Origin of the sequence: Bradyrhizobium sp. 482_C4_N1_8 (assembly GCF_052075965.1) — a bacterium.
In the GTDB taxonomy this organism is placed as follows: Bacteria; Pseudomonadota; Alphaproteobacteria; order Rhizobiales; family Xanthobacteraceae; genus Bradyrhizobium; species Bradyrhizobium barranii.
Map to the genome: position 1 here is coordinate 4,105,022 of NZ_CP197231.1, position 23,869 is coordinate 4,128,890.

25 protein-coding genes and 1 pseudogene are annotated in these 23,869 nt (G+C 60.0%); 10 read left to right on the top strand and 16 right to left on the bottom strand.

Going from position 1 to position 23,869, the window contains the following annotated elements:
* Positions 1–278 precede the first annotated feature (278 nt).
* Positions 279–866, top strand: coding sequence for a hypothetical protein (locus AB7Z56_RS19560; protein ID WP_283016707.1), 588 nt, complete (start codon positions 279–281; stop codon positions 864–866).
* Between the two features lie 20 nt (positions 867–886).
* Here AB7Z56_RS19560 and AB7Z56_RS19565 read toward each other — a convergent pair.
* From AB7Z56_RS19565 to AB7Z56_RS19580, 4 genes and pseudogenes are all read right to left on the bottom strand, one after another.
* A pseudogene (locus AB7Z56_RS19565) lies at positions 887–1,132 on the bottom strand (adenylate cyclase); the annotation flags it as partial.
* A 1,038-nt stretch (positions 1,133–2,170) separates the two neighbouring features.
* Positions 2,171–2,596 (bottom strand): hypothetical protein, encoded by a 426-nt coding sequence (locus tag AB7Z56_RS19570; protein ID WP_283016706.1) that lies wholly within the window; start codon positions 2,594–2,596, stop codon positions 2,171–2,173.
* A gap of 465 nt (positions 2,597–3,061) precedes the next feature.
* Positions 3,062–3,241, bottom strand: a complete 180-nt coding sequence (locus tag AB7Z56_RS19575; RefSeq protein WP_038960078.1) for a hypothetical protein — start codon at positions 3,239–3,241, stop codon at positions 3,062–3,064.
* Between the two features lie 260 nt (positions 3,242–3,501).
* Positions 3,502–3,747 (bottom strand): hypothetical protein, encoded by a 246-nt coding sequence (locus AB7Z56_RS19580; RefSeq protein ID WP_283016705.1) that lies wholly within the window; start codon positions 3,745–3,747, stop codon positions 3,502–3,504.
* 417 nt (positions 3,748–4,164) lie between these two features.
* Here AB7Z56_RS19580 and AB7Z56_RS19585 point away from each other — a divergent pair, with 417 nt between their 5' ends.
* Positions 4,165–4,911, top strand: coding sequence for a DUF5131 family protein (locus tag AB7Z56_RS19585; RefSeq protein WP_354125518.1), 747 nt, complete (start codon positions 4,165–4,167; stop codon positions 4,909–4,911).
* Here AB7Z56_RS19585 and AB7Z56_RS19590 read toward each other — a convergent pair.
* From AB7Z56_RS19590 to AB7Z56_RS19605, 4 genes are all read right to left on the bottom strand, one after another.
* Positions 4,901–5,731 (bottom strand): three-Cys-motif partner protein TcmP, encoded by an 831-nt coding sequence (locus tag AB7Z56_RS19590; RefSeq protein WP_354234585.1) that lies wholly within the window; start codon positions 5,729–5,731, stop codon positions 4,901–4,903. The two genes, AB7Z56_RS19585 and AB7Z56_RS19590, sit on opposite strands and share 11 nt — an antisense overlap.
* A gap of 2 nt (positions 5,732–5,733) precedes the next feature.
* Positions 5,734–6,363, bottom strand: a complete 630-nt coding sequence (locus AB7Z56_RS19595) for a hypothetical protein (protein ID WP_354131599.1) — start codon at positions 6,361–6,363, stop codon at positions 5,734–5,736.
* A gap of 19 nt (positions 6,364–6,382) precedes the next feature.
* Positions 6,383–6,841, bottom strand: coding sequence for a hypothetical protein (locus AB7Z56_RS19600; protein ID WP_354123668.1), 459 nt, complete (start codon positions 6,839–6,841; stop codon positions 6,383–6,385).
* A gap of 163 nt (positions 6,842–7,004) precedes the next feature.
* Positions 7,005–7,418, bottom strand: coding sequence for a hypothetical protein (locus AB7Z56_RS19605; protein WP_253571249.1), 414 nt, complete (start codon positions 7,416–7,418; stop codon positions 7,005–7,007).
* A 1,630-nt stretch (positions 7,419–9,048) separates the two neighbouring features.
* Between AB7Z56_RS19605 and AB7Z56_RS19610 the strand changes: the two genes are divergently transcribed.
* The 3 genes from AB7Z56_RS19610 (at position 9,049) to AB7Z56_RS19620 (ending at position 9,936) form a co-directional block, all read left to right on the top strand.
* Positions 9,049–9,177 (top strand): hypothetical protein, encoded by a 129-nt coding sequence (locus AB7Z56_RS19610; RefSeq protein ID WP_283016701.1) that lies wholly within the window; start codon positions 9,049–9,051, stop codon positions 9,175–9,177.
* Between the two features lie 140 nt (positions 9,178–9,317).
* Complete coding sequence (locus AB7Z56_RS19615; protein ID WP_208088241.1) at positions 9,318–9,533, top strand: hypothetical protein; 216 nt, start codon at positions 9,318–9,320, stop codon at positions 9,531–9,533.
* A 154-nt stretch (positions 9,534–9,687) separates the two neighbouring features.
* Positions 9,688–9,936, top strand: coding sequence for a hypothetical protein (locus AB7Z56_RS19620; RefSeq protein ID WP_283016700.1), 249 nt, complete (start codon positions 9,688–9,690; stop codon positions 9,934–9,936).
* Positions 9,937–9,975: 39 nt separating this feature from the next.
* On the opposite strand, the gene AB7Z56_RS19625 is transcribed toward AB7Z56_RS19620, so the two are convergent.
* The 3 genes from AB7Z56_RS19625 to AB7Z56_RS19635 all read right to left on the bottom strand — a co-directional run bounded on the left by AB7Z56_RS19625 (position 9,976) and on the right by AB7Z56_RS19635 (position 13,741).
* Positions 9,976–11,217: a tyrosine-type recombinase/integrase gene (locus AB7Z56_RS19625; protein ID WP_283016699.1), complete on the bottom strand. Its 1,242-nt coding sequence runs from the start codon at positions 11,215–11,217 to the stop codon at positions 9,976–9,978.
* A 1,569-nt stretch (positions 11,218–12,786) separates the two neighbouring features.
* A complete protein-coding gene (locus AB7Z56_RS19630; RefSeq protein ID WP_223154006.1) occupies positions 12,787–13,062 on the bottom strand; it encodes a hypothetical protein in 276 nt (91 codons plus the stop codon).
* A 94-nt stretch (positions 13,063–13,156) separates the two neighbouring features.
* Positions 13,157–13,741 (bottom strand): TetR/AcrR family transcriptional regulator, encoded by a 585-nt coding sequence (locus AB7Z56_RS19635; RefSeq protein ID WP_231142100.1) that lies wholly within the window; start codon positions 13,739–13,741, stop codon positions 13,157–13,159.
* Between the two features lie 163 nt (positions 13,742–13,904).
* Here AB7Z56_RS19635 and AB7Z56_RS19640 point away from each other — a divergent pair, with 163 nt between their 5' ends.
* Positions 13,905–14,879: an alpha/beta fold hydrolase gene (locus tag AB7Z56_RS19640; protein WP_441256402.1), complete on the top strand. Its 975-nt coding sequence runs from the start codon at positions 13,905–13,907 to the stop codon at positions 14,877–14,879.
* 122 nt (positions 14,880–15,001) lie between these two features.
* Here the strand turns inward: AB7Z56_RS19640 and AB7Z56_RS19645 are convergent, their stop codons facing one another.
* Positions 15,002–15,241 carry a hypothetical protein gene (locus AB7Z56_RS19645; RefSeq protein WP_028152628.1) on the bottom strand — a complete coding sequence of 80 codons (240 nt, stop codon included), beginning with the start codon at positions 15,239–15,241 and terminating at the stop codon, positions 15,002–15,004.
* A 342-nt stretch (positions 15,242–15,583) separates the two neighbouring features.
* Here AB7Z56_RS19645 and AB7Z56_RS19650 point away from each other — a divergent pair, with 342 nt between their 5' ends.
* The 3 genes from AB7Z56_RS19650 to AB7Z56_RS19660 all read left to right on the top strand — a co-directional run bounded on the left by AB7Z56_RS19650 (position 15,584) and on the right by AB7Z56_RS19660 (position 19,037).
* Positions 15,584–16,492 carry a dihydrodipicolinate synthase family protein gene (locus AB7Z56_RS19650; protein WP_028152627.1) on the top strand — a complete coding sequence of 303 codons (909 nt, stop codon included), beginning with the start codon at positions 15,584–15,586 and terminating at the stop codon, positions 16,490–16,492.
* A gap of 144 nt (positions 16,493–16,636) precedes the next feature.
* Entirely contained in the window at positions 16,637–17,608 is a 972-nt protein-coding gene (locus tag AB7Z56_RS19655; RefSeq protein ID WP_063982923.1) for an SDR family NAD(P)-dependent oxidoreductase, read from the top strand.
* A 310-nt stretch (positions 17,609–17,918) separates the two neighbouring features.
* Positions 17,919–19,037: an alpha/beta hydrolase family protein gene (locus AB7Z56_RS19660; protein WP_063982924.1), complete on the top strand. Its 1,119-nt coding sequence runs from the start codon at positions 17,919–17,921 to the stop codon at positions 19,035–19,037.
* 116 nt (positions 19,038–19,153) lie between these two features.
* Here the strand turns inward: AB7Z56_RS19660 and AB7Z56_RS19665 are convergent, their stop codons facing one another.
* Positions 19,154–19,660, bottom strand: a complete 507-nt coding sequence (locus AB7Z56_RS19665) for a MarR family winged helix-turn-helix transcriptional regulator (protein WP_028152624.1) — start codon at positions 19,658–19,660, stop codon at positions 19,154–19,156.
* Between the two features lie 407 nt (positions 19,661–20,067).
* Between AB7Z56_RS19665 and AB7Z56_RS19670 the strand changes: the two genes are divergently transcribed.
* Positions 20,068–21,597 (top strand): porin, encoded by a 1,530-nt coding sequence (locus AB7Z56_RS19670; protein WP_063982925.1) that lies wholly within the window; start codon positions 20,068–20,070, stop codon positions 21,595–21,597.
* Between the two features lie 268 nt (positions 21,598–21,865).
* On the opposite strand, the gene AB7Z56_RS19675 is transcribed toward AB7Z56_RS19670, so the two are convergent.
* From AB7Z56_RS19675 to AB7Z56_RS19685, 3 genes are all read right to left on the bottom strand, one after another.
* Positions 21,866–22,369, bottom strand: a complete 504-nt coding sequence (locus AB7Z56_RS19675) for a GcrA family cell cycle regulator (protein ID WP_063982926.1) — start codon at positions 22,367–22,369, stop codon at positions 21,866–21,868.
* A 72-nt stretch (positions 22,370–22,441) separates the two neighbouring features.
* Positions 22,442–22,639, bottom strand: coding sequence for a hypothetical protein (locus tag AB7Z56_RS19680; RefSeq protein WP_007603456.1), 198 nt, complete (start codon positions 22,637–22,639; stop codon positions 22,442–22,444).
* A gap of 200 nt (positions 22,640–22,839) precedes the next feature.
* Positions 22,840–23,781 carry an acetamidase/formamidase family protein gene (locus tag AB7Z56_RS19685; protein WP_085400755.1) on the bottom strand — a complete coding sequence of 314 codons (942 nt, stop codon included), beginning with the start codon at positions 23,779–23,781 and terminating at the stop codon, positions 22,840–22,842.
* Between the last annotated feature and the right edge of the window lie 88 nt (positions 23,782–23,869).

The window sequence follows — 23,869 nt, forward strand, 5'->3', positions numbered from 1 at the left end:
CGGTGCAGTCGCTTCCAGAGGCGGTCTAACCCATGCGTTTGGGTGGCGAAGTAAGGAAAATTGCTCGCGACCATGAAGAACCGAACCAGCTGCCACCGTCCAGCAACTGAGAGCAAAAGGGTGTGGTGAACCTACTGCGCGCAACAGGGCGTACGAAATGCTAGCCGGCGTCAAGGCGACCGTGCCCGCTCCGTCTTCCTGGAATCAAGCGTTTGCGAACTGGACGGCGAGACTAAAAACGAGTGTCACTGTTACGGCATCGACAGATATGAGAGGCCATGCCCATGTCAGCCAGATCGGATCGACTTCGCATCGAGGACGTTACTCCTTCGCTGGTCGCGGTCTCGGGGCGCGGCTTTCGACGCGTGACATCCTTGTTTGTGCTCTTGGTATTGCTCTGTTGGCCAACGCAAGAAAGCTTTGGCGCCGAGAATCTGGAATGTCCTGAGATCGGAGCCGCTTCCGTTCCCGATCTCATCGGCGACACTTCTGGTGGGGGGCTATTTGTTTCCGAAAACCGCATTGATCTCGCCAACGAAATCAATGAGGCGATCAACAGGCTGCAAATCACCAGTCCCAACATCTCGTGGACCGAGGTGCAGAACGTCCTGGTTGCTGCCTATTGTCGTGTCGTGGCCCGCACGGGGGGACTTACTGCCTCCGAGAAATGGGGCCGCATGCGCCAGTTCGACAATGTCCTGGAGCAGCAGATCGCAGCGAACACGATGCCGGCGGGAACGCTGATCATTGCCAGCGTTCCTCTTCCGCCGGAGGTCTTTCGAGAACTCAGGAGGCAGGCCTTTGTCTCAAATCAAACGCCGGCTCAACTGATGACAGCCATTTTGAGTCGGGCAACAGGGAAGTAGCCGACAGCACGGCGGCTACGTTCGTCTTGCATTTCGAAAAGGTCGGCGAGTGGTTTGTCGAATCGGTCGGCCCACAGATGGCTGCCTGTTTCGGTATCGACTAGTTGCACGCACACCCGAAAACGATCCCCGCTCCGCTGCACGGAACCTTCGAGCACGTAACGAACATTCAGCTCGCGGCCAATCTGCTTGAGATCGACTGCTTTGCCCTTGTAAGTAAATGCGGTGTGCCGACCAATCACGAACGAGCCTCTGATGCGTCGGATTTAACCGCGCGCGGCGGACGCGAGACTGTAGCGGTCAAGCGGATGGCTCGTTCTCGTTCAGCACATCCACAAACCGCGCGTGTAGCGTTATCTCATGCTTTGATCCGTCAAGCAGAACACGAAGGCGGTGGCGCGTTCCGCCAGATCCGAGAACAACGCCATGTCGGCCGACCATTCTGGGACCCGCCGCTGCGTTCACGATGATCCGTTGCCCTTTCACCAGCTCGTTTTTGACGAGTGTGAGGTCCAGCAGGTTCGGCAGGCTGCGTCTGTTTGGCGGAGGCATGGTGGAAACTTAGCGCCGCCAGACGCGAAGCAAAACGTCTCGTCGTCGTACCAGGTAGTTTGCGATCAGCAGCCTGACAGCCAAGACGGCGAGCGCGACAACAACAATCTCGCAGATCATTTGGACCTCGAAACGTTCATTTACTTCACGAGATCATCAAATCGTCAAGGCTCGTTGTGTTGCGCGACGGAATTACGTTAGACGATCGTTTAAGAGGGTTTCAGCAGACAAAATCGGTCAGCTCAATCAAGCTTAAGCGTCAGCTCGCAACGGCGACCTAGCAGGAAGCATCAAGAGCATCAGCGAGTCGAGCGGCGGTTTTGGGGTCAAGGCGGAACAGCTTTATAGCCTTTGCGACACGGGTCGTAGGCGGTCTCACTGCTAAACTTAGGCCTTAGGCTCGTCCGGAAAATCGAAGCTGAGAAAAATGAGGGTGACCGCTCCGACGATCAAGAGCACGACGCACAGCGCCGCGATTCCGTAGGGCCACACTTAGGTCTCCGTTGGAAAGAACGAAGCCGACGCGCCGAGTATAATGGCACGCCGGCGTCGCCATGCTGAATCCGGACAGGGCAACTCGTCCGGTGACGGCAGCGTAATCGGGCAACCGACGAGCGCAATCGAAGGCTGAAATTAAGCTTGAGCGGTAGGGTAAATGAGGGAGGAACTGCCCGACAAGCGAAGGCGTGTGCCCAGAGGAAGAAGCCGATGACCTGTTCGACTAACTTTCATGTCAAGACGCGAGGATCGGACTAGATCACAAACGTCGTACCAAGATTAAGGACCATCTTTACCATCCACTGGCCCCTGATCGTAAAGGTCATCGGGTTCGTGTTGGGTAAATCGAAATTAAAAAAGACGCTTCCACTCTTATTGAATGCCACGCCGGACAAGTCATCTGGTGAAAAGGACACGTTTTGCGTGACGTCACCGCGATGCCCCTTAATGTCCTTCAACGAAAATGGGCCGCTGAAGGTGCGCATAAGTTGCGTGTCTAATTGGAAGTCCGTGTCCGCAACACCACTTCCCGAGATTGGTCCGGAGCAACCCAACAGTGCTGCGATGTTAGCTACCCTGCTGCCAATCTTAAACGATATCGATGCGGTGCCCGACGACGTGCGTACCCTCAGCACGTGCGCAGCAATAAACCAGTCGTCCGCCTTTGTGTCTGCTGCCACGGCTGCCTCCCGCTGTAACTGAAACCTCTCGCCAGCGACTGGAGATTAACCGTCCTGATGTCATACCCATGTGAAGAGGTTCACACGACGTAAAACGACATCGGGTGATGCGCCCATTGTGTTGTTCAACAGAAAGGCCGCAGCGGCGAACCACTGCGGCCTGCTGCCGGGTTAAAATTTATAAGTGAAATATTGAGTCCAGCCCCGGCGAGATGAAGCCTACAGCGCGGGTGCCTGGGCGCAATGTCGTCGATGTTACACTGTGGGACAATTAAATGCGTCAGCTTCGCTGACTGAGGTGGGACTCGCCGGGGCTGGCGAAGGCGAGCCCTCAACCCCAAGGCCGCGAAAGCTAAAAGCTCCGGCTGCCTTGACGGACGCAGTAGTCTGCACCTGATCGGCGCAGATGCGAGCGTTAAAACAATATCGAAATTTGGCGGCTCCCTCAACGAAGCCAGCGTCAATTTACCGCTGATGCCCCAGGCCGATACCCAACACGATCGCCTTCTGACGTAGCGCGCCCTCGGTTCGCTTGGTCATCTTGGCGATTTTGACGACCGGCGTGCGAGCCTTGGAGTGCGCCTTCAATTCTTTGATATTTTCCTTCGTCCACTCGCGGCGAACCAGCTTTTTCTTCTTGGCCAAAACGGCGCTCCTTCCATGTTGAAGGCGCGGTCTAACAACATGGCGCAATATACGCAACAAACGCTCTGCGCACTTACGGAGATTTAATGGCCGACAACGAACAGCTAGTTCTATCTATTTCGGCTGACACGCGGGAAAATGCAGAACCAGCAAGACAATCGAAACGGCGACTGAGGCGGTAGACGCCAAGACCACGACATCGAAGACCTTGCCGCTCGTTCTGCTCGGCACTTTGCGCCAGTGCATGGCAGTCTTCTCGCTCAGATTTTCGGCGCAGCACCAGCCCGGTCAAAGACCGGCACTTTTTCTTCGTCGTCAGGTGCTGCAGCAGATGGCGTATCTTCTGCCGCGTGCCGCAACGTTTCGGTTTGAGCGTCCAGGCCATCGACAGTTTCATTCGCCTGACTGCCGGAGTCGTGCGGTTTCGTCGGAACTTGGCCAGCGCCGGAACCAGTAACGGGATCCATTGTGCTCGAACCACGTGGCGTCCGATTTTGCTGTGTCATCGGAACCTCCCTGACGAGTCAATTTTTTCGCTCGCTGCAGGTTCCAGCCAGCAGAGTCCGCTAGCAATCGCGGCTATGTCGACGCCGCCGGTTGAAGATCTACTGGCCGCGGGATGGCAAATTGGCGCGGATCGCGATGCGCGCAACGCGGAGGTGGATCTACTGCACATGATGTAAGTCCAGCGGCGCCGCCCAGCCAGCGATGGCCGGCATCACATAGGCGGCCATCGGTGCTGACGACGGTGACCGCGGATGGCGTGACGCGGCGCGCGGTGTGCATCGTTGGCGGGAGGATCGGGCGGGGAAGCCGGTGAGGCCGCAAGGAGAGGCGCGGAGGAGGGCGGCTGCCCAGGGAGTGCGTAGTTAACGAAATATCACCACTTTCTTGTGACTCTCTGGACTCTGAAGGGGAACTCCATGGCTGAAACCTCGATCGAGTGGACCGATGCGACGTGGAATCCTGTCGCCGGCTGCGCCATTCTCTCGCCCGGCTGCACCAACTGCTACGCCATGCGGATGGCCGCGCGCCTCGATGCCATGGGTGTTGCAAAGTATAAGGGGCTGACGCGAAAGAGCGGCGGCCGAGCGAAGTGGACCGGCAAGCTTTATCTGGATCGCAAGGCGCTCGACGCGCCGAAAGGCTGGGGTAAGCCACGCCAGATTTTCGTGAACTCAATGTCGGACCTCTTCCACGAAGATGTGCCGGCGGATTTCATTGCCGAAGTGTGGTCGACGATGGCGGCGACACCACAGCATACATACCAGATCCTCACAAAACGGCCGGATCACATGGCCAAGATCACCTCAGGTCTGCCGTTGTTGCGCAACGTTTGGCTCGGCACTAGCGTAGAGAGCGCGGACTATCTTGGCAGAATCGATGAATTGCGTGCGGTGCGGGCCGTGGTGCGCTTCATCTCGTTTGAGCCACTGCTCGGGTCTGTCGCCGATGCTAACCTCAAGAGAATTCACTGGGCAATTGTGGGCGGCGAGAGTGGTCCGAAGGCTCGGCCGATGGATGCTGAGTGGGTTCGCGAAATCGAGTCCGCATGTCGCCGCTACGACACCGCATTTTTCTTCAAGCAGTGGGGCGGCAAAAATAAGAAGGCTGCTGGGCGCACATTGAATGGGCGGACCTACGATGAGATGCCTTCAGCTACAGCTTGAAAAAATCACCTTGTCCTTCTGGGTTGGCAGCCGTCTTCCAAAATTTGTGCGCGAGCTCGTGCTTGGCTACCAGAAGCAGCCAGTAGAGGTGCTGGCCACCACTATTTTTTAGGAGCTTCATTTCGGTGGATGCCTTGGTACCTAATCCAGATACGAGGTCTCTCCAATGATCGATAATCTCGCCGCGGATGCCACGCTGAGCCTGATCAGCGTCGATTACATCTTTCCAGCCTGGGGCGAATCTGTCGAACGCTGATAGAGCAGATCCGATGTTTTCGTCTAGGTTTCGTTGAAGGTCCATTTTGCTGAGGTGAACCAGCATATCCATTCGAGTTCGGCGCGAGAGCGTCCTGAAGATGTTGATGTCCAGGGCGCCCAAGCTGTACGGATCGATGAATGCGAAGTGCAGGCCCTTCGGTTCTAAGCGCTTCAGAATTGCGAGCGAAGTATCGACGGCTTCGCCACGGATAGCGGCCACAGGTGCGCCAAGCGCGCGCAGACGCTTTGTCGCAGCGTTGAGCCGTTCCTCATCCATGTCGGCGATATACATTTGCGAAAAAGGCGCCTTGCCGGCTACGCTCTTCCGCCACGCGGCAACGCAGCTTCCGTCAATGAAAGCGCCGGTGGTTTTAATCTTTGAGCGACCTGGTCCGCAAAATAAGTCGATGTAGGTAGCGCCGGCCTTTCCTGGGGCGATAAACTTGGAGCGAGCTCCACGCGAGATGTCGATGTATCGACAAAGTAGATCCTGCTTCTCTTCTGCCCAGGGTCCCACCTCTTCGGCGGGGAATCCATCGTCGCCGGCAACAAGCTTCCCCATGGCTACCTCTGCGATGTTGGCAAACGAGGTGGGGAGACACCTAGAGAAGTCCGCAGGTAGATGGAACTGAAAGCAGCTTCTACCACGCGCGAGCCGTCTAAGACGTAATGCCGCTGATCGCCAACTTCCCCGAAGGACGCTTCAGGACCCCACTGAAATCCTTTACAATCGATCGTCAGATCGAGCGTGGACTTCGCTTGTCGAAGCCAGATAGGATGGAATGTCTCCTTGAAGTGATCTTCCTTGAGAGTTACGACGATATGGAGCGTGGTCTCGTCGACCATGTTCTCGTCAGGCGTCCACACCATAGCTTTGATGTAGTCTTTTGAGCTCTCGTGGCATTTGAGCGTAATCCGCCTTACCGCACCCAAAAATTTGGTGCCGCGAAATGCGAAGGTTCGAGAGTTTACCTCCGACATAGATCCGTTGATGTAGCGACGAACGCGAGGCTCTTCCGGGTTTTCGTCTCGGTGCCCGCGAAATGGCCACTCGATGCCAGCTCTCACGGTTAGTTCAGTGCTTTGAAGTATTAATAAGCAGTCTGACTCTTCCAGTTCATAGTTGAATGACTCGGCCCCCAATAAGCGGATGCCTTTGTCGGCAGGTTCGACGGTCTGCGCCCTATCAAACATCGACCAGCTTGCCCATGCTTTAGTCCCGCGTGAAGCCGGCGCACAGCCAGCCAAGAAGCCAAAACAACCCAAAGCTAAGAGCCGAGCACACTGTGGTAGTGCCGAGCCCGATGAAGAACGGACCTAGGAAGAATTCCATAGGGGCAGGCGCGTTTGCTGCCGCTATGGCTACCTCGGCAGGGGTGCCGCCGTAGCCAGGGCCGAAGCACCCCGATCCGTCGTAATCGATTTTCGACTTATCGTATTCACGCATTTTGACGGGCTGGCCGGCGGATAGCTTGTCGTAAACGCACTTTGCCTGTCTGTATCTGCCGTCAGCGGAAGATTGTTGATCGATTGCGATCACAATCGTCGTTATCACGCCGACGATTCCAACGAGTCCCGCGACGACGATGCCAACCCGCTGGAAGCCCCGGATAAAGCGGGCTCCAGCTGACAATGGCGGTTTCGGCGTAGCGATTGGTCCGATCTCTCTCATGTGGGCCGTAGCTGATAGGTGGGCGCGCGTCTGCCACGGCCCAGAGGAAGGTAGTCAAGCAAGCAACGGAAAAATCTTCCGTTGCTTTCACCAGGGAGACGGCCAACACGGCGCAGCGCCCTGTTTCGGATTGAGCGCGTCGTACACCCGCACGCCTGTTTAATCAAATAACCGGACAATTCTGATCGCCGCCGGCCCACGCCAATAACAGCGTTTTGTATCTCTCGCTTGCCAGGGTATTGCCTGAACGAACCGTCAGCTTTGAGCCGGCCGGCTGCTTATCTACACGGGCTGAGACGTAGTAATTGCGTGTTCCCATGTTGATCAAGGAAAGTGTTAGCTCTCCATAGCCGAGTTCTGAATACAATTCCGAGTCGACCGCAAAGGATGCGTAGGCGCCGACGTTACCGGCAAAACAACGCTTCGCAGTCGTCGAAACTCTCCGATAAATTTCTTGGTAGTTTTCGGGATATGTCTGGACGATCGGTGCAGCTTTAGCTTCGAGTTCGGCCGGTGTCGAAGAACAGCCCGCAAGTAGCAATGTGGCGCAAACCGCCACGATTCCCAAATTACGCATATTGGTCCCCCAGACCCAAGGCGCCACCATAGAGCGAGGGAGGTGGGGAGGGCAACCGCCTCGGATTGGACTTTAGACCGATTTGTTGCGCTAAGCTCGGCTCATGGCCGAGTCGATTGACTGGACCGACGACACCCCACGCCGCCTATCGGTAATCGCCAAGCTCGCCTTCCCTGATGGAGGGATGACCGCGAGCAGCCTAAGGCGAGAGGCCGAGCGAGGCCGGCTCGCCGTTGAGCGCACCGCAGGGAAGGATTTCACGTCGTTTCAGGCCATCGCGGAGATGCGAAAGCTGTGTCGCGTTGAGCGGAAGGAAACACCCAGCTTCCCCCATGGGGCGTTTTCGGTAAAGCGGTCGGGGGCATCGTGGGTTGTCGATGACGGGGCGGGTGAGACATCTAGGCTGGATGCGCTGCACAAGCAGCTATCGAAGAGACCTAACGTCTAGCCGTAAAATCCCACGATAAAACGGATGGCAAAGAACGCCCCAGCGGCGACGGTCGCTGTCGCGCCGATCGCAAGCATCACTCGCAAGCTCTCGTCCATGGTACCTCGCATACAAGACGGCCCCCGCGGGGCAACGCGGAGGCCGCTGTTGAGACGCCTCAGGCCGGGGAAACCTGAAGCAAGAGATCAATCTCTGGCCCGCAGGATGGTTCCTGTGCCTTTGACGGCGAAATACGAATCAGCTCTCGGCGTTAGGGTATCTTGACGCGCAAGGCAGCGAGGCCTGCTGGCGTGATCCGGTACGCCCCCGCCGTGCTCCCACGCTCAATCCAGCTCTTCGACAGCATGTTTGCTATGGTGCGCTGACCGGTGGGCTCAAGGGCTCTCAGTGTCAGCTCGCGACCCGCCCGCAGTTTCTGCAATGCATCTCGCTCCGAGCTGGTCGGCAGGTGGCTGGCGCGGGCTGGCATCTATTTCTTGGCCTTCAGTCCGAGTCGCCCTTGGGTTAGAGCGGCATATCATTGATCGGCTCACGCGGCTTGCTCTGCGTAACTCGTACGGCTTAACGCGCGATCGTCAAAGCGAGTAGGTGGTAATCACTGGAAGCTTGCCGGGTTGGGCTTGACGCCTCGCGTTCTCTAGCGCTTTCAGCCGCTCGGTGGGTGACCGCCCCTCCAGCCATCTGGAAGTGATGACGGTCCCAGAGACCACATAATCTCCGCATGCAGCGCAGTGAAAACCATCGCCGTCATGAGTTTTCGGTAGCGGCTCAGCAAGTTTCCCGCAGACTGCGCAACGCATCGCTTCACTCCAGTTTGAGTTGGCGAGACCAGGGCGCGCTAGAATCGGCGAGACCATTCGTCCAGCAGTCTTTCGATCTTGATCAATAGCGCCATTTCAGCCGCGCCAGCCTCGATCTTTTTCTTCGAACGTCGGAGAAACACCGTTAGATCATCAGCAAAGTCAAAGGGTCTACGTGGTGATGTGGATTTAGCCAACTTCCAATAGGGCAGTCAAATGAGCCGGACGACAGTGGAAGTAAATGACTGACTTAGATCTTAATGCTAGCGCGGGTATCGATCTCTCCACGCATTTCTGTGCAAAGACCTACTATACCGGCCTAAGAGACGCGGGCTGCGACCCCGTCGTTTACGCTCTTCACATCCATCTCGGGGAGTCCTCGGTGAGCAACCTCAACAAATGGGCTGCGCGGCACGATCCGGACGGCGCGCTGAGGCTGGAGTGTGCGCGCGCTGCGTGGGCCAAGCGGACTTCAGACGACGAGATCATTGCGCTCGGCATCCGTCAGTAGCTGAAAGGTCACTGGCCCGCCTCAGCGCAAGTTGGGGCGGGCTTATTGTGCTACTTAGCTTTGTCTTCTGCTGATATTGCGGATTCCATGCTAAAATTGAACAGCAATTTTTCAGTAAATATTTCAGGAGGGGTCCCGGAATGACTAAGCTGATTTTGATTGCTTTTGTTGCTTTGGTTCTGACCGCCGCCGTTGGACAGGCTCAGCAGGGCGCGCTTCGCAACCCGCAAAAATGGGAGAAGTGCCGGCAGCTCGCTACCGAACGCGGCTTTTCGAGCGCAGGCGGAATAATGAAGGGACAAGGTCGCGCCAAGAGAGAGTTTGTGCGAGCCTGCATGCAGGGGAAGCAAAGCTAACTGGCGATTGCTGCGCTAAACTATATCATCGGCGGCCGGTCGTACCTGACACCCATCGAGCCCGCGCCGCCGAGGCCCGCTCCAGTCGCGAAGCTGGGGCGGGCTACCGCTTTCCCCGGAAGCGCGCTAAGCGTGCACCAGCAGGGGACGTCACATGTCAGACAAGGCCCGCGAGTTTATCGATTTCTGGGCTGAGAACAGCATCCACGCTGTCGAGCAGTACCGGACTGCGGGCGCGTCGCAGGATGTGGCGGAACTAACGCGGCGTCTCATCGGAGCTGCCAAAGGGCAGGGCATTTCGGAGGCCGATTTGCGGGCGGCGATTGGCGACATCGCCGCCTACATCGAAGAGCTTCTGAGGGCTGCGAACACGGCTGAAAGCGAGCGACGTCAGTCTACGTAGGTGCGCCGCAACCCTTGCGGATGGTCAGTCTCCTTCGCGCTATTTCCCGTTCAGTGCAGCAGCGATCTTGCCGCCGATGGCCTCCACCGCCCGGCGCGCCGCCTCGTCAGCCAAGTGAGCGTAACGCTGCGTCGTGCTGGGATCGGCATGACCGAGGAGGGTACCGATAACCGGCAGGCCCATCTGGTCGCCGATTCCAACGCTGGCAAAGCTATGCCGCAAGTCGTGGATCCTGACGCCGCTCACACCAGCCCGCTTGCAAATGGCAGTCCATGGGCGCTTCAGGTCTGCGCGCGGTTTCTCATTCTTAGTCCCGGCCGATTCGCCGGCAATCACAAATGCGCCCAGCCTGGTCAGGGACTTGATGATGTCGAGAGCGGCGGTCGGTAGGTAAATCGTTTTCTTGCCGGTTTTGCTGTCGGCCAACCGCAACACACCGCGGTCCAGATCAACTTCAACCCAGCGCAGGTGCAGAATTTCCCGCAAGCGAGCGCCCGTGAGCATGAGCAATCTGACGGCCGCGGTGGCATAAGGTGACATTTTCACAAGCTGCCCCACAGGTGCATGCTTGGCGTCCCCTGCATCTACCGGCAGGCCCACGGTCTCGGCCTCTATCATGGCGTTGCCGATCGCCAGCAGCTCGGCGGTAGTGAGGAAGCGTTCGCGACCCTCTTCCTCGTTTAACTTGACTCCGGACGCCGGGTTCATGCCTTCCGGCACGTGACCGTGGCGTGAGCCCCAGCCGTAGGCCGCAGACACCAGCTTGATTGCCCGATTGGCGGATACGCGGGCCTCGCGCGACATCAGGGCGTGCGCGCGTTGTACATCAACCCGTGTCAGCACCACTGCCTTGGTTGAGCCCATCCGAGGCTTAACGTGCTTCTTGTGCAGCATGCGGTAAAGGCCGGCGGTGGACGCTTTTTTGTGCTCGGCGACGTATTCCTCGATGTATTTTGAGACCAGTTCCTCAACCGTCAGGCTGGCCCGCTCGTCGCTTCGGTTTTGAGCAAGGTCCTTTCCCAGTGCAGCGTTAGCAATCGCCTTACGGGCCGCCTCGCGGGCCTCATTGGCCTTCAGGGTGCCGACCCGGCCCAGCTTTAATCGCTTCTTGCTGCCGCCGGCTACGGGGCGGAATTCGGCGAAATATGTGCCCGTGCCCGTGGTGGTGCGATAGAGCCCGAAGCCAGCCAGTTCATCGTCGAAGTAAAAGGTTGTTTTATTCGGGACCGCAGACTTCATCAGCGCGGCTACGCTATCGGTCGAAATCCTGATCTTGGCCATGCCCCACCAAATTTATAGCCAGTATGTAGCCAGCAGTCTGGCTATTGCTCCGAAAAAGGCAAGTGGTCATTGGTTTGATTGTGTTGGATTTGTAGGGGTTTTCTACGTTTCATCCAACGTCAGGAATGGCTATAAAACAGGTCGTTTATAACTGGGAGACTAGGGGTCGGAGGTTCAAATCCTCTCGCTCCGACCATTTTTTCCAACTCATCGGTGGATTGACCGTCGGCGTGGAGCCTGCTCCCGCTGCGTGACGCATGCGCGACGACCGGTAGCGGGCGGCTGCTTCTGGGGGCGGAAAATTAAAATGTCGAAAACAACCCCATGCACAGTAGCGAACCCATTGGCGAATTATGTTTTTCCGAATCGATTTGACGCGTCGGGCAAAACAGGAGCATGATGTCACCATGCCAGCCTGTGGGACGGGGGAATATTCACGACAGCTGCTTCAATGCATTGCGTCGCAGGGACTTGGGAGGCGCGACGTCCGGAGCGGAGTTGTCTTCTCCCCGCGCTATGATGTGTAACCTGTCCTGGCGGCAAGCAAGTAGCGTCCGCGCCGCGCGAGTTTCACGGTAGTCAACCTCCCGGTTGCGAAGGCGCTCGGCCTGGTGCTTCCAACGTCCGTTCTGAGCCGCGCAGACGAGGTGATTGAATGACATCTTGCTGATGAAGTTCACCAGACCTCATGTCTTGCGTCGGGGGTTGCTAGGATGGGTAGGTAGTCCGCTGCCCTTGGCGAGGTCGCGGACAGGTTTAAACGGTTTGGTAAGAATGGAGTCTTGATACTGGGACGGGCTTGGGGACTCACGGGGTCCCTTAGATGGAGCGTTCAGCGCGATCCAAACGAAAAGTAAGTCGAAAGCGCTGGGTTGTTTGTTACGGTAATTTTTCTATTGAATGTCGAGACGAAGATGGCGCGAAGAATTTGGCAGCCAAGCTCCGTAAGCGCCGATACCGTGTCACAGCCCGGACAGCCGATGGCGTCTCACCTTCGTGGCGAGTAGAGCCAGACGAAATCGACGAGTGGATATCTTCACCCACGCGCCCTAGTCGCTCGCCGCGGGTTCGGCCTACGAAGAATCGATGATTTGCGAAACACTCGAGTTGGATCGCGGCTTCAGCACGTTGGTTTCGCCCGCGTCTAGTTCAACTTCGGACACACTCTAGCCCCGATTTGGCTGCTGGAATGCTGGCTCTCGCGACTCATCTGGAGTTGCAGCCAACTTGGGTCGAGATTGGTTCCGCAGGAGGAACGAGCGCTCCTGCAGCTATCCAGCGATCGGTCTTGCGTGTGATCCATCGCAAGGCCTGTGAAGGCCCCGGTCTTCCCCATTGGCTGGGGCCTTCCTTTTGCGCCAGATCACAAAGATATTGGCATCGCGGCGTCTGAGGAACGACTCTCCAAGGGAGAGATTGAAAAATCGGTCTGTGGCGAATCTGGACCTCCTCAAGGTCTCGCCATCCACCCGGAACGGCCCCACCGTCTGACGCGCGTTTGGCGATGGGCCGGTTTTCGTAGGTATTCACTCAACTCCCGCCGGCTCACAAAGTCGGCGGGGTTTTTAGCTAGCCGTCTTGGCATCGGACTCCGAAGTTGTCGCAGGTGCGAGCGAAGGCATCTGTAGCATTTGCGTCTTCAAAGCAAAAAAGTGTGCCGACGTCGGCACGATCGATCCACCAGTCGACCTTGTTCGCCTTCGCAATGCGGGAAGCCTCTCCGCGCAGTAGGTCGAGCTGTCTTCCGGCGGCATGGACTATCAGGCAATTTTTCTTGGGCATATGTTTTGTCCTCAATAGGAAAGCTGAATTGATCGCCATCAAAAATGGAAAACTCATGGCCATGGGCTCGGCTCAATGCAGCCCGCAGATAAATCAACTGCTTAGCAGGATGCCCGCTCTCCCGCGTAGAGCGGGCATGAGGCGACGTTTTCGCAAACTACCTCAAATACCCCACCACCATCCGTGTCGTCTCATCCACCAGCGTCCTCACCATCTTCTCCGAGAGCATCTCGGCCTGGTTCAGCACCGTGTTGTGCGCGACCGCCTCGATCGCACTGACGCAGATGAAGGTCGCCAGTCCCGGGTCGATCTTGCGCATCTCGTTGCGGCGGCTTTCGAGATAGGCGCGCACGAGGGTGTGGACCTCGCGGTTGAAGGCTTCGACGTCCTTGAGCTGGCCGGTGCGCGGGATCTGCTCGGCAAGCACCCGATGTAGTTTGGGATCGATGCGGTGGGCTTCGATCGCGACGGTGACGAGGCGGCGCACGGCTTTGTCGATCGGCAGGTCGGCGACCTCGGTGAGGGCGGCACGGACGATGCCCATGATCTCCTCGTTGTGACGGTCGATCACGGCGGCGACGAGCGCCTCCTTGCTGGGAAAATACTGGTAGAGCGAGCCGACGCTGACGCCGGCGATTTCGGCGATCCGGTTGGTGCTGGCTTTCTCAAAGCCTTCGCGGACCAGAATGCGAGCGGTTGCCTCGACCAGCGCGTCGACGGTGGCGCGCGATCGCGCTTGCAAGGCATTTTTCCGGGGTTTTGTCGGCGGTTTGCGCGCCATGGGCCTGTGATCCGAATGCGAGTAGGAAAAGCGAGCGAATGCTCGCATTATATCCGCATGTGGCGGCGGTCGACACAAGCCTTTTCGTGCCCATACGAAGAGCCCGGTCTGGAGGAGACCTGACATGAGCGTTGCAAAGATCGCATCGGCCTTCCAGTTTTGTCCAGGCGGCCGGCTGTTGAGGATGCGGCCACCCGGCGATCCCGCGCCGAGCCTGCAGAGCCGTTGCTTCAACGCGCTGTTGCGGCAGCTTCCGTTCAAGAAGCACCTTGCCTCGGCCGAGGCCGTGCAGGCGCATGTGCAGAAACTCGCATTGCAGCCGGCCTCCTACGAGCCGACGGGTTTGGGCCGCGGCGTCGAGGTGACGTTGACCAAGATGGGCGGATGGCCGGTCTATTACACGGCGCCATCATCGGGCCATGAGGGCTGCAACCACGTCATGTTCTTGCACGGCGGTGGCTTCATCAACGAGATCGTGCCGGCACATTGGCGCTTCGTCGGCCAGATGACGCGCAGGGCGCGCGTCGTCTGCGTGGTGCCGATCTATCCGCTTGCGCCGCATGCCACCGCCAAGGATCTCGTGCCGGCGACGGCCGAACTGTTGCGGATGCTGCTGGAGGATGTCGGGCCCGCAAAGGTCACGGTGGTCGGCAATTCCGCCGGCGCGGGACTGGCGCTCGCTGCCTGCCAGTGGCTGCGCGACCGCGGGCATCGGCAGCCGGGCCGGCTGATGCTGATCTCGCCGGCGGCCGATGCATCGGTCAGCCGTCCGGAGCAGGTCGAGATCGCAGGCCGCGATCCGATCCAGGACATTCCGGGGATCATTGAGGCGGGGCGGCTCTATGCCGGCGAGCTCGATGTCGGCCATCCCTTCGTCAGCCCGCTCAACGGCGCCTTCCGTTCGCTCGCGCCGATGACAATCTTCTCGGGCACGCGCGATCTGCTCTATCCCGATAGCGTCGATCTCGCGGAGCGCGCGAGGGCGGCGGGCGTGCCGGTCGAGCTGCATCTGCTCCGTGACCAGCCGCACAATTTCGCGCTGATGCCGACGCCGGAAGGGCGACAGGCGCGTGCGATCATTCTGCGTGCAGTGGCTTAAAGGGAAGGCGTGATCGTCGTCACTGGGGCGCGCCGCCGCAATGGGGTCTGGCGCTAGCGGTGCCCGCGCGGAGAGACCAGGCTACCTCCGGGGCGTTTCCTCATCCGTAGTCTTGCGGGGCCTTAGGCGTGGCCCTTGATCTCGTAGTGACCCGGCACGCATTTGTAGCGCTCGAGGCGCCAATTGGCGTGATAGATCGGATGCTCGCCCATCCATTTGGCAAGCGGGGCCTGTGCGCCGATCGCGCACTGCATCATCGACATCTCGGGCGTCATGTTGCTGTCGGTCACGATTTCCTCGATGCAACTGCCTGAGCTGGCTGCGCTCAGCCGGCAGAGCACGGCAACCACGGTCACGAACATTCCTGTCACCTCATCGGTAGTTTCAGACCACGAAGAGGATGCAAGCGGAGTGCCAGAGCCTGTGACACAAACAACACGCTGACCTAGCCGACTCGACCCAGCGTCCACCTCCATTTGGTGATTCGGATTGTAAAAAAATTGCCCCTAAACCGAAGCCGGGCAAATACGGGGAATCCCCAAGGAAAAGGGCGAGGAAGGATCGCAGGAATGAGCGATTGTGGGGGCAGCGCCGCGCGAAGCGCCCCTTCACAAGGCCTGCGCAGCCGATAGGCTCGAAAGCGGGCGGATACTCGTCAAGAGAGCGGGACCGCCGCAGGACCAAAGGAAACGCGAGGGTAGACCATGAAGGCACGACCGACCGGCGTGATCCCGCCGATGACGACGCCGTTCCGGAAGGACGGCGAGATCGACCTTGGGCTCGTGGCGCCCCAGGTCGACTGGATGATCGGCGCCGGCGCGCATGGCGTCGCGGCCGGCGGCTCGACCGGCGAGGGCCACACGCTCGATCACGAGGAATATCGCGACCTGATGGCCGCGACGGTCGAGGCGGTGAAGGGACGCATTCCCGTGATCGCCGGCATCATCGTGGACTCCACGCGCGATGCGATCCGTCGCGGCAAGCTCGTGCGCGACATGAATGTCGCAGCGCTCCAGGTCACGCCGGTGCATTATCTGTTCAAGCCCGACGACGAGGCGATGGTCGCGCACTTCCGCGCCATGGCTGACGAGACCGGCATGCCCATCATCATCTACAACGTGGTGCCGTGGTCCTATCTGTCACCGGCGCTGCTGGTGCGGATCATGACCGAGGTGCCGCTGGTGGTCGGCGTCAAGCAGAGCGCGGGCGATCTCAAGCTGTTCGCGGATCTCATGATGATGGCGCCGGACAAGCTGATCTACAGCGCGGTCGATGCCCTCATGTATCCGTCCTACACGCTCGGCGCCCATGGCTCGATCGCCGCGATCCTGACCGCGGCGCCGCATGCCTCCGTCGCGCTGTGGGATGCGGTGAAGGCGGGCGACCATCCGCGCGCGCTCGACCTGCACAAGAAGCTGTTGACGCTGTGGAACGCCGTGATCGCCGACAATCTGCCGGCCTGCACGCGTTACGCCCAGACGCTCCAGGGCTTGCCCAGGACCTATCCGCGCGCACCGATGCCGGAGGCCTCGCCGGCGCAGCAGGCCGCCACTCGCAAGGCGCTGGAGGCACTCGGCGCGTTGAACGGGGTGCGTGTCGAAGCGGCCGAATAGTCCGCCGGCCGAAATTATCGATGTCCAATTGCAGCGCCGATCCGCTTTTACCTGCGGATGCGGCGCTGCTACATTTTGCGCGCGCCGCGATGCGCGGCGCTAGCTGTGAAGAAACATACCGACAAGGGGAGGGACCGAAGTCCCATGAAGGATTTTGCAGGAAAGATCGCCGTCATCACCGGCGGCGGCACGGGGATGGGACGCGAGCTCGCACGGCAGCTCGTCGCGGAGGGCTGCAATGTCGCGATGTGCGACGTCTCCGAAGCCGCGATGGCCGAGACCAAGCGGCTCTGCGAGGTCGAGAAGCTGCCGCAGGGCCTGCGGGTCACGACCCATGTCGCCGACGTCTCGATCGAGGACCATCTCAAGCGGTTTCGCGATGAGCTCGCCGAGCAGCAGAAGACCGACCGGATCCATCTCCTGTTCAACAATGCCGGCATCGGTGGCGGCGGCAGCCTGTTCACCAATACGCGCGAGCAGTGGGAGCGCACCTTCAACATCTGCTGGGGCGGCGTCTATCTCGGCGTGCGCACCTTCCTGCCGATGCTGGTGGCGGCGGACGAGGCCCACATCGTCAACACCGCGAGCGTCAACGGCTTCTGGGCCTCGATCGGCATGGGACAGGCGCACACCGCCTACAGCTCGGCCAAGTTCGCGGTGAAGGGATTTACCGAAGCGCTGATCAACGACCTCCGCCTGCACGCGCCGCACGTCAAATGCTCGGTGGTGATGCCCGGCCATATCGGCACCTCGATCGTCTCCAATTCGCGCAAGGTGCAGAGCGCCGACGGGTCGGAGCGGCTCAATGCCGACGAGGTCGCGCTGACCCGCAAGCGCATGGTCGCGGCTGGCGTGCCGGATGCTGACAAGATGTCGGACGAGGACATCCAGGCTGCGTTCGCCGAACGCGCCCGCAGCTTCCTCGAGGACGCGCCGACGACGGCTGCGCAGGCCGCGAAGATCATCCTCGACGGGGTCAAGGCGGACCGGTGGCGCATTCTTGTGGGCGAAGACGCAAAGCGCCTTGACGAACGCGTGCGCGCAACGCCGGAGCAGGCCTACGACCGCGCCTTCTATGAAAGCTTTACGCAGGAAGTTGGCTGGCGGCTCGGTTGATTCGGTTTGGCTGAGACTATCAACGAAACGTCCGCGTATCTGGGTATGACGACCATCATGGCAAGAGGTGCGGACGTATTATTACACAGGTAATTTACATGTTACGCAGGTAACTTTACGTGCCACCTCTTGCCACTTTCCGACGCCTTATGACGATTTGGAATGTCACGCATGCGACATGCTCCGTCGTTCAAGCAATGTTCAAGCGATGGTGATGTGAAACGGGTCTCATTCGGCGCACGGCAGCTTGGTTGGTGAACCAAAATAGTTTAGTCCATCAGGGGTAACGCCATCATAAAGCGTAGCTCCGATGATACCCGCATGCCTCTCCGACGACTGGATCCTCTGCCCGGAGAGAGAGGATATTTCCGCTGAATTCACGCGGCTCCTCACCGCGGCGCAGGAGGGTGGCGCCACCATCGCAGAATGCCTGATGATCGCGCGGCAGCTCAAGCAGGGCGGCGAGCAGTCCTGGCACCGCGAGTGGAAGCGGCTAGCGCAAGCCAACCGGCAGCGTGCCGAGGCGGCATTCGCGGAAGGCCACATGGCGACCGCGCAGCGCAACTGGCTGCGGGCAATGAATTACTACGGCGCGGCCGCGATGCCGCTGGACCAGGCCGACGAGCGCCGCTGGGTCGCGGTGCTCGCCATGCAGGAATGCGCGCGCCGCTTCCTCACCGCGCGCGGTCCGGCTGGCGAGGTCGTCACGATTCCCTGGGCCGATGACGGACACGTTTTGCAAGGCTATTTCCTGCCTGCGTCCCCGGCCGGCAAGCGGGCTCCGACCGTGATCTGCATCGGCGAGCCCGGACACCGCAAGGAAGAATTCCTGTTCAAGCTCGCGCCGCATGCGCGCGAACGCGGACTGTCGATGCTCGCGCTGGACCTGCTCGGCGACCAGCGTGACGACTATACCGACACGCTCCTGCAGCGCCGCGACCTCGAGAGCTCGATTGCCAGCGTCATGGATTATCTGGAGACGCGCCGCGACGTCGATTTCGATCGCGTCGCCATCGTGGCCGACGGGTGGGGCTCTTCCTTCGTCGCGCGCGCGGTGTTGCAGGAGCCGAGGCTCGCCGCGGCCGTCTGCGACGGCGGTCTGTGGGACCTGCACGAACGATCCTTCTTCGCCAGCCGCTTTGCGATGAGCGACCTCAGCATCGTCCCGGTGCCGTCGGCGCCGTTGATGGCCTCGAGCGTCGACTGTCCGGTGCTGATCACGCTCGGCGAGGACGGCTGGCTCAAGGCCGACCGGGCGCGCCAGATCGTGCAGAAGTCGCGACTCGGCAGCTCCGACATCGTGCTGAAGGTGTTCACCGCGCAGGAGACCGGCGCGGCGCAGGCCCATGCGGACAATCCCAGCCTTGCCAACGAATACATCTTCGACTGGCTGGAATCGCAACTGGGCGCCACGGGGCGGCGGATCTGAACGCCGCCTGCTGTCTTAAAGCGCGATGAGATTGGGATGAATCGTCATCGCGATTTAGGTTGTTGCTTGGGCATGATCTTTTCGGAAAACCGCTTCGCACTTTTCCGGATCATGTTTTAGTAGTCGAGGGATATCCTGACGCAGGCCTTTTCGAGCCGGGTCTTCAGCGTCGCCAGCTTGCCGGTGAATTCGGTCAGTTCGTTCTCGTCGAATTCCTGGAAGACGAATTCGCGGATCGTTTTGTACTGCTCGTTGAGGCTTGCGATGTGCTTCTGCGTCTTCTCGACCAGCGACAGCCGCACCACGCGGGCGTCGGTCGGCGAGGGCCGCCGCCGCAGCAGGCCCTTCTTCTCCAGCAGCTTGGACTGGGTGGTGACGAAGGACGGATCGACGTGGAGCAGCTTGGAGACCACGTTGACGGGCACGCCGTCGTCCTTGTCGAGGTCGGAGATCGCCATCAGGATCAGCCATTGCGGACCGCTGATGCCCAGCGTTCTCGCCCAGAACTGACGCAACTCCTCCAGATACATGTTGATCGACGAAATTTCCCAGGTGAAACGCCTGATGATATCGAGATTGCCGATGGAGCGGAGGCGCGCCCCTTCCTTCCTGGTCGCTGACACAGCGTCACTCCCGTGATCTGATTCTTTTCCGGCCGGTGTCTTGCACGGCCATAGTCCACGCAAGTCTGCCCTGACGCAAGTGCAGAGCAGGGTAATTTTGTCACTAAAACTACAAAGATGATCAGCTCAGCATATTCCCTCACTCGCGGTGTTGCGCGCGGGGCACAGGTTTAGTGAAACAACAAAGCTGACTAAATAAACTATTTTGATTAGCGGAACGGCGCAGGCATATTGGCCCGTGACGGTGGGGGGTACTCAATCGTCCCGTTGCAGGTGGTTCGCTCACGTCCCTCGCGTCGATGCGGGTGTGTCCAAAAGCGCGAAGCGGCCGAGCGGATTTGAAAAGACGGGGATCTGGGGGGCCTCACGGTCCGGTCTCCGTAAAATGAGCAACTTGGAGGTTTTATATGAAAGTGGTGAAGAGCCTTTTGCTCGGCACTGCGGCGGGTCTGATCGCCGTCGGCGGAGCACAAGCGGCCGATCTTCCGGTCAAGGCCAAGGCGGTCGAGTACGTCAAGATCTGCTCGCTCTACGGCGCGGGCTTCTACTACATCCCGGGCACCGACACCTGCATCAAGCTCGGCGGCTATCTGCGTGCTGAAGTCGCGCTCAATGCCGGCGGCAACTACAGCGCCGCCTACAACGGTGTTTCCGGCGCGAACAACCGCCTGTCGAACTACTATTTGGCGCGCGCTCGCGAGGACCTCAACATCGATACCCGTACCGCGACTGAGTACGGGGTGGTTCGCACTTACTTTGACGCGGTGTTCACCTGGACGACCGATAACTATACGGGAAGCGGCTCGGCAACAGGCGCGACCGTTTACTCGCAACTCGGAAGCACGGGCGTGTCTGCGCCGAACAACGCAAGCTCGGGCACGATCTCGGGTGGTACGCTCGGCGTCTACTATGCGTTCATCCAGTTCGCCGGCTTCACCATGGGTAAGTCCGTGTCGCAGTTCGACGCGCCCTGGACCAACTATCCCGGCAACAACTTCGACCAGCTCGTCGGTGGCAGCGGCTCCGTGAACGGCGTCGCCCAGTTCACCTACACGGCCGATTTCGGCCAGGGCGTGACCGCGACCGTTTCGGCGCAGGACCAGACCCAGTTCTTCACGACCAACATCTGGAACACCGCCGGCATGTCCACCAGCGGCGTCCTCGGCGGTGCTTACGGCTCGAACGATATCGGCGGCACTAGGTCGCCCGACATCGTCGGCATGGTTCGTGTCGACCAGGCCTGGGGCCTGTTCCAGGCGTCGGTGGCTGCGCACGACAACCACGTCGCCTACTACGGCGCGTCCGAAGTCACCGGTCATCCGGAAGACAAGTGGGGCTGGGCCGTTCAGCTAGCTCTGCAGATCAAGAACATCCCGACCGGTGCTGGCGACGTGATCAACATCTCGGGCGTCTATACCGACGGCGCGAGCCGCTACAACTTCCAGTCGCTGGCGGCGACCAGCTACTCGATGTTCGGCGGTTCGGGCAGCGCGTATCAGAGCATCGGCTTTGCCGGCGTGTCTGACGCGGTGTTCGGTCCCAACGGCCAGCTCGAGCTGACCAAGACCTACGGTTTCCGTGGTGCCTACACCCACAACTGGAACCCGTACTGGAATACGGCGCTCTACGGCGCGTGGGCTGCGGTCAACTACAGCGGCACGGCGAAGGGCCTGATCTGCGGCAGCGCTGCGTTCGCCTCGCTGACCGGCACCTGCAACCCGGACTTCAACATCGGCCAGATCGGCGTCATCACCCGCTGGACGCCGGTCAAGAACCTGACCTTCTCGGCTGACTTCGTCTACAGCCACCTCGACCAGAAGTACTCGGGCGTGATCACCACCCCGGCGCTGGCGTCGGTTGCCAAGCCTGCGGCAACCTACGAGCTGAAGGACCAGGACACCTACAGCCTGCTGCTGCGCGCCCAGCGCAACTGGTAAGCTGAAGACCGTTCCGATCTGATAGAGCCCCGGCGGGAAACCGCCGGGGCTTTTTCATGAAAGCGGCCTTCGGAAAATCCGGCAACACGTTGCAAACGACGAAGACGAGCTATGCGAATCGATCGCCCTCAAACTTATTTACTTACCTGAGTTGATCAGCTATCTTGTTTTCAGCCGATTACGAAAGTCACGGCTCTTAGCTTCATGCTAAGCCTCCAGAAACCTCCGGTGATGCCCCGCCGGAGGTTTTTCGTTTTGGGATTTTCCTTCAGCCGCGCATCACACGGGCGCGCGAGTTCGGCCGGTAGGCGAGGCGGCTGTGGCCGACGCAGTAGGACTGGCCGTCGGGCGCGGTATTGCCGCAGAAGCAGAAGTCGTCTGCGCCCGGCGTCGAGATCGGCCAGCGGCAGCGATTCTCGGCGAGCTCCAGCAGCGAGCAGCGGTTGGCATCGTCGATTGGACCCGCGACCACAGGTGTGTCGGTGTCGCCGTAGATCGTGGCGAGCATCTCATATTGCAGCCGCGGTACGGCTCTCGTCCCGCGCCGCGGCGCGAGGCTCCGCTCGAGCTTGCGCTCGTCGCTCGTCCTGCCGCGCGTGAGATTGAGCCGGGACAGCTTGCCGATCACCGCGTTGCGGCTGACGCCGATGTCGGCAGCGATCTCGCTGCAGGTGAGGCCGGCCTCGAAGTGCTGCTTCAGAAGCTCAATTCGTTCGTTGGTCCAAGTCGGTGAAGAAGCAGTCGGTGAAGAAGTTGGTGAGAGAACAGGCATTGTAACGGTCCCAGGTTGCAGATGTCGGCCATCCGCCTCTCGAGATCCGTCCGCCTCACGTCCGGCGCGCCCTCACGTTCTGCCGTTGTCGCGAATCGACAGAAGCCCGTCCTTGATGGCGAGACGGATGCCTTCCTCGATCAGTGTGCGTGCGACGCCGGGAACGCTGGTGCCGTGGGTGCCCTGTCTCACCAGTTTTTCCAGATAGGTGATGGTCGAGAGCGCCAAGGTTACGGGAATGCGGTCAGTCTCGGCTTTTTCGGTGGCCATGGCCCGAACGCTAACCTCATACTAGGATACATAAAAGTAACGATTAAGACTCTATTTAGGTTCAGGGGTGGAAGTCAAATCCGGGCAAGACCGGTGTTTCAGCTCATTGGAATCGCTCGGGAAATCAGGCGCAGCTCCGCGCGCCGCGCGGGATGCCGAGCGGCGGCGGAGTGGGGACGGGGCCGGGCAGGCGGGTGGAGCTAGCCGTGCACGATCGCCTTTTCGATCATGCAATGGATGCCTTTGCAGCCGTTGACGGTCTGCGTCACCCGCAGGTCGGCGGCCAGGCTGCACAGCGTGTAGGCGTCCTCGCGCGACAGGTTTCGCGTCTCGCCGAGCAGCACGATCATGTCGCGCAGCGCGCGCACCACGCACTGGTCGAGGTCGGGGTCCATGGCCATGGTCATGTAATGCGTCGCCGTTTCGGCGCGGGGATAGTCGAACCTGAGGTCCTTGCGCAGCGTCAGGCGGAAGCGGCCCTGAAGCGCGGTCTCGATCGCGGTGACGCAGACCTCGCCGTCGCCCTGCACACCATGGCCGTCGCCGCAGGAGAACATCGCGCCCGGGACGAACACCGGCAGATAGAGTGTCGCACCGGCCCCGAGCTCCTTGTTGTCGAGATTGCCGCCCATTGCGCGCGGCACGAGCGAGGAGATGCGGCCCCAGGCCGATGGTGGCGAGACGCCCATCACGCCGAAGAACGGCTTGAGCGGCAGATCGAGGCCCCAGGGCATGCGGCCGACCATCCGCGACCGGTCGAGCGGGATGTTCAGGATGCGCGTTTCGTGGAAATCGTCGGGCAGGGTGCCGGACAGCGGCTTGATCATGTTCCAGCCCCAATCCTGCCGGAGCTGGACGTCGAGGATCTCGACCGCGAGCACGTCGCCGGGCTCGGCACCCTCGACTGCGATCGGGCCGGTGAGGATGTGGCCGGGCAGCATGCGCTCGTTTTTGGCGTGAACCTCGAACATCTCCGGCGGAATGTGAAATTTGGTGCGGTCGGGCAGCATGTCGGGCCCGCCGCTGATGGTGTCGACCGTCACCTCATCGCCGCTTTTGACGGTGAGGACGGGTTTGAGCGCGGCTTCGAAGAACCCCCAATGGCAGGTCTCGGGGCTCGAATGCAGGTGGTGATGGGTCATTGGCCGCGTCCAATCGGTTTCATCAGAACTCGTCATGAGAACCTGTTATGCCCGGGCTTGACCCGGCGATCGATCCTCTTTCAAGAAG

Coding starts and splice junctions, on each gene's coding strand:
- AB7Z56_RS19560 (WP_283016707.1), top strand. CDS start 279: ATGCCCATGTCAGCCAGATCGGATCGACTTCGCATCGAGGACGTTACT.
- AB7Z56_RS19580 (WP_283016705.1), bottom strand. CDS start 3,747: ATGACACAGCAAAATCGGACGCCACGTGGTTCGAGCACAATGGATCCC.
- AB7Z56_RS19585 (WP_354125518.1), top strand. CDS start 4,165: ATGGCTGAAACCTCGATCGAGTGGACCGATGCGACGTGGAATCCTGTC.
- AB7Z56_RS19590 (WP_354234585.1), bottom strand. CDS start 5,731: ATGGGGAAGCTTGTTGCCGGCGACGATGGATTCCCCGCCGAAGAGGTG.
- AB7Z56_RS19595 (WP_354131599.1), bottom strand. CDS start 6,363: ATGTTTGATAGGGCGCAGACCGTCGAACCTGCCGACAAAGGCATCCGC.
- AB7Z56_RS19600 (WP_354123668.1), bottom strand. CDS start 6,841: ATGAGAGAGATCGGACCAATCGCTACGCCGAAACCGCCATTGTCAGCT.
- AB7Z56_RS19605 (WP_253571249.1), bottom strand. CDS start 7,418: ATGCGTAATTTGGGAATCGTGGCGGTTTGCGCCACATTGCTACTTGCG.
- AB7Z56_RS19615 (WP_208088241.1), top strand. CDS start 9,318: ATGACTAAGCTGATTTTGATTGCTTTTGTTGCTTTGGTTCTGACCGCC.
- AB7Z56_RS19620 (WP_283016700.1), top strand. CDS start 9,688: ATGTCAGACAAGGCCCGCGAGTTTATCGATTTCTGGGCTGAGAACAGC.
- AB7Z56_RS19625 (WP_283016699.1), bottom strand. CDS start 11,217: ATGGCCAAGATCAGGATTTCGACCGATAGCGTAGCCGCGCTGATGAAG.
- AB7Z56_RS19630 (WP_223154006.1), bottom strand. CDS start 13,062: ATGGCCATGAGTTTTCCATTTTTGATGGCGATCAATTCAGCTTTCCTA.
- AB7Z56_RS19640 (WP_441256402.1), top strand. CDS start 13,905: ATGAGCGTTGCAAAGATCGCATCGGCCTTCCAGTTTTGTCCAGGCGGC.
- AB7Z56_RS19645 (WP_028152628.1), bottom strand. CDS start 15,241: ATGTTCGTGACCGTGGTTGCCGTGCTCTGCCGGCTGAGCGCAGCCAGC.
- AB7Z56_RS19650 (WP_028152627.1), top strand. CDS start 15,584: ATGAAGGCACGACCGACCGGCGTGATCCCGCCGATGACGACGCCGTTC.
- AB7Z56_RS19655 (WP_063982923.1), top strand. CDS start 16,637: ATGAAGGATTTTGCAGGAAAGATCGCCGTCATCACCGGCGGCGGCACG.
- AB7Z56_RS19660 (WP_063982924.1), top strand. CDS start 17,919: ATGATACCCGCATGCCTCTCCGACGACTGGATCCTCTGCCCGGAGAGA.
- AB7Z56_RS19670 (WP_063982925.1), top strand. CDS start 20,068: ATGAAAGTGGTGAAGAGCCTTTTGCTCGGCACTGCGGCGGGTCTGATC.
- AB7Z56_RS19675 (WP_063982926.1), bottom strand. CDS start 22,369: ATGCCTGTTCTCTCACCAACTTCTTCACCGACTGCTTCTTCACCGACT.
- AB7Z56_RS19680 (WP_007603456.1), bottom strand. CDS start 22,639: ATGGCCACCGAAAAAGCCGAGACTGACCGCATTCCCGTAACCTTGGCG.
- AB7Z56_RS19685 (WP_085400755.1), bottom strand. CDS start 23,781: ATGACCCATCACCACCTGCATTCGAGCCCCGAGACCTGCCATTGGGGG.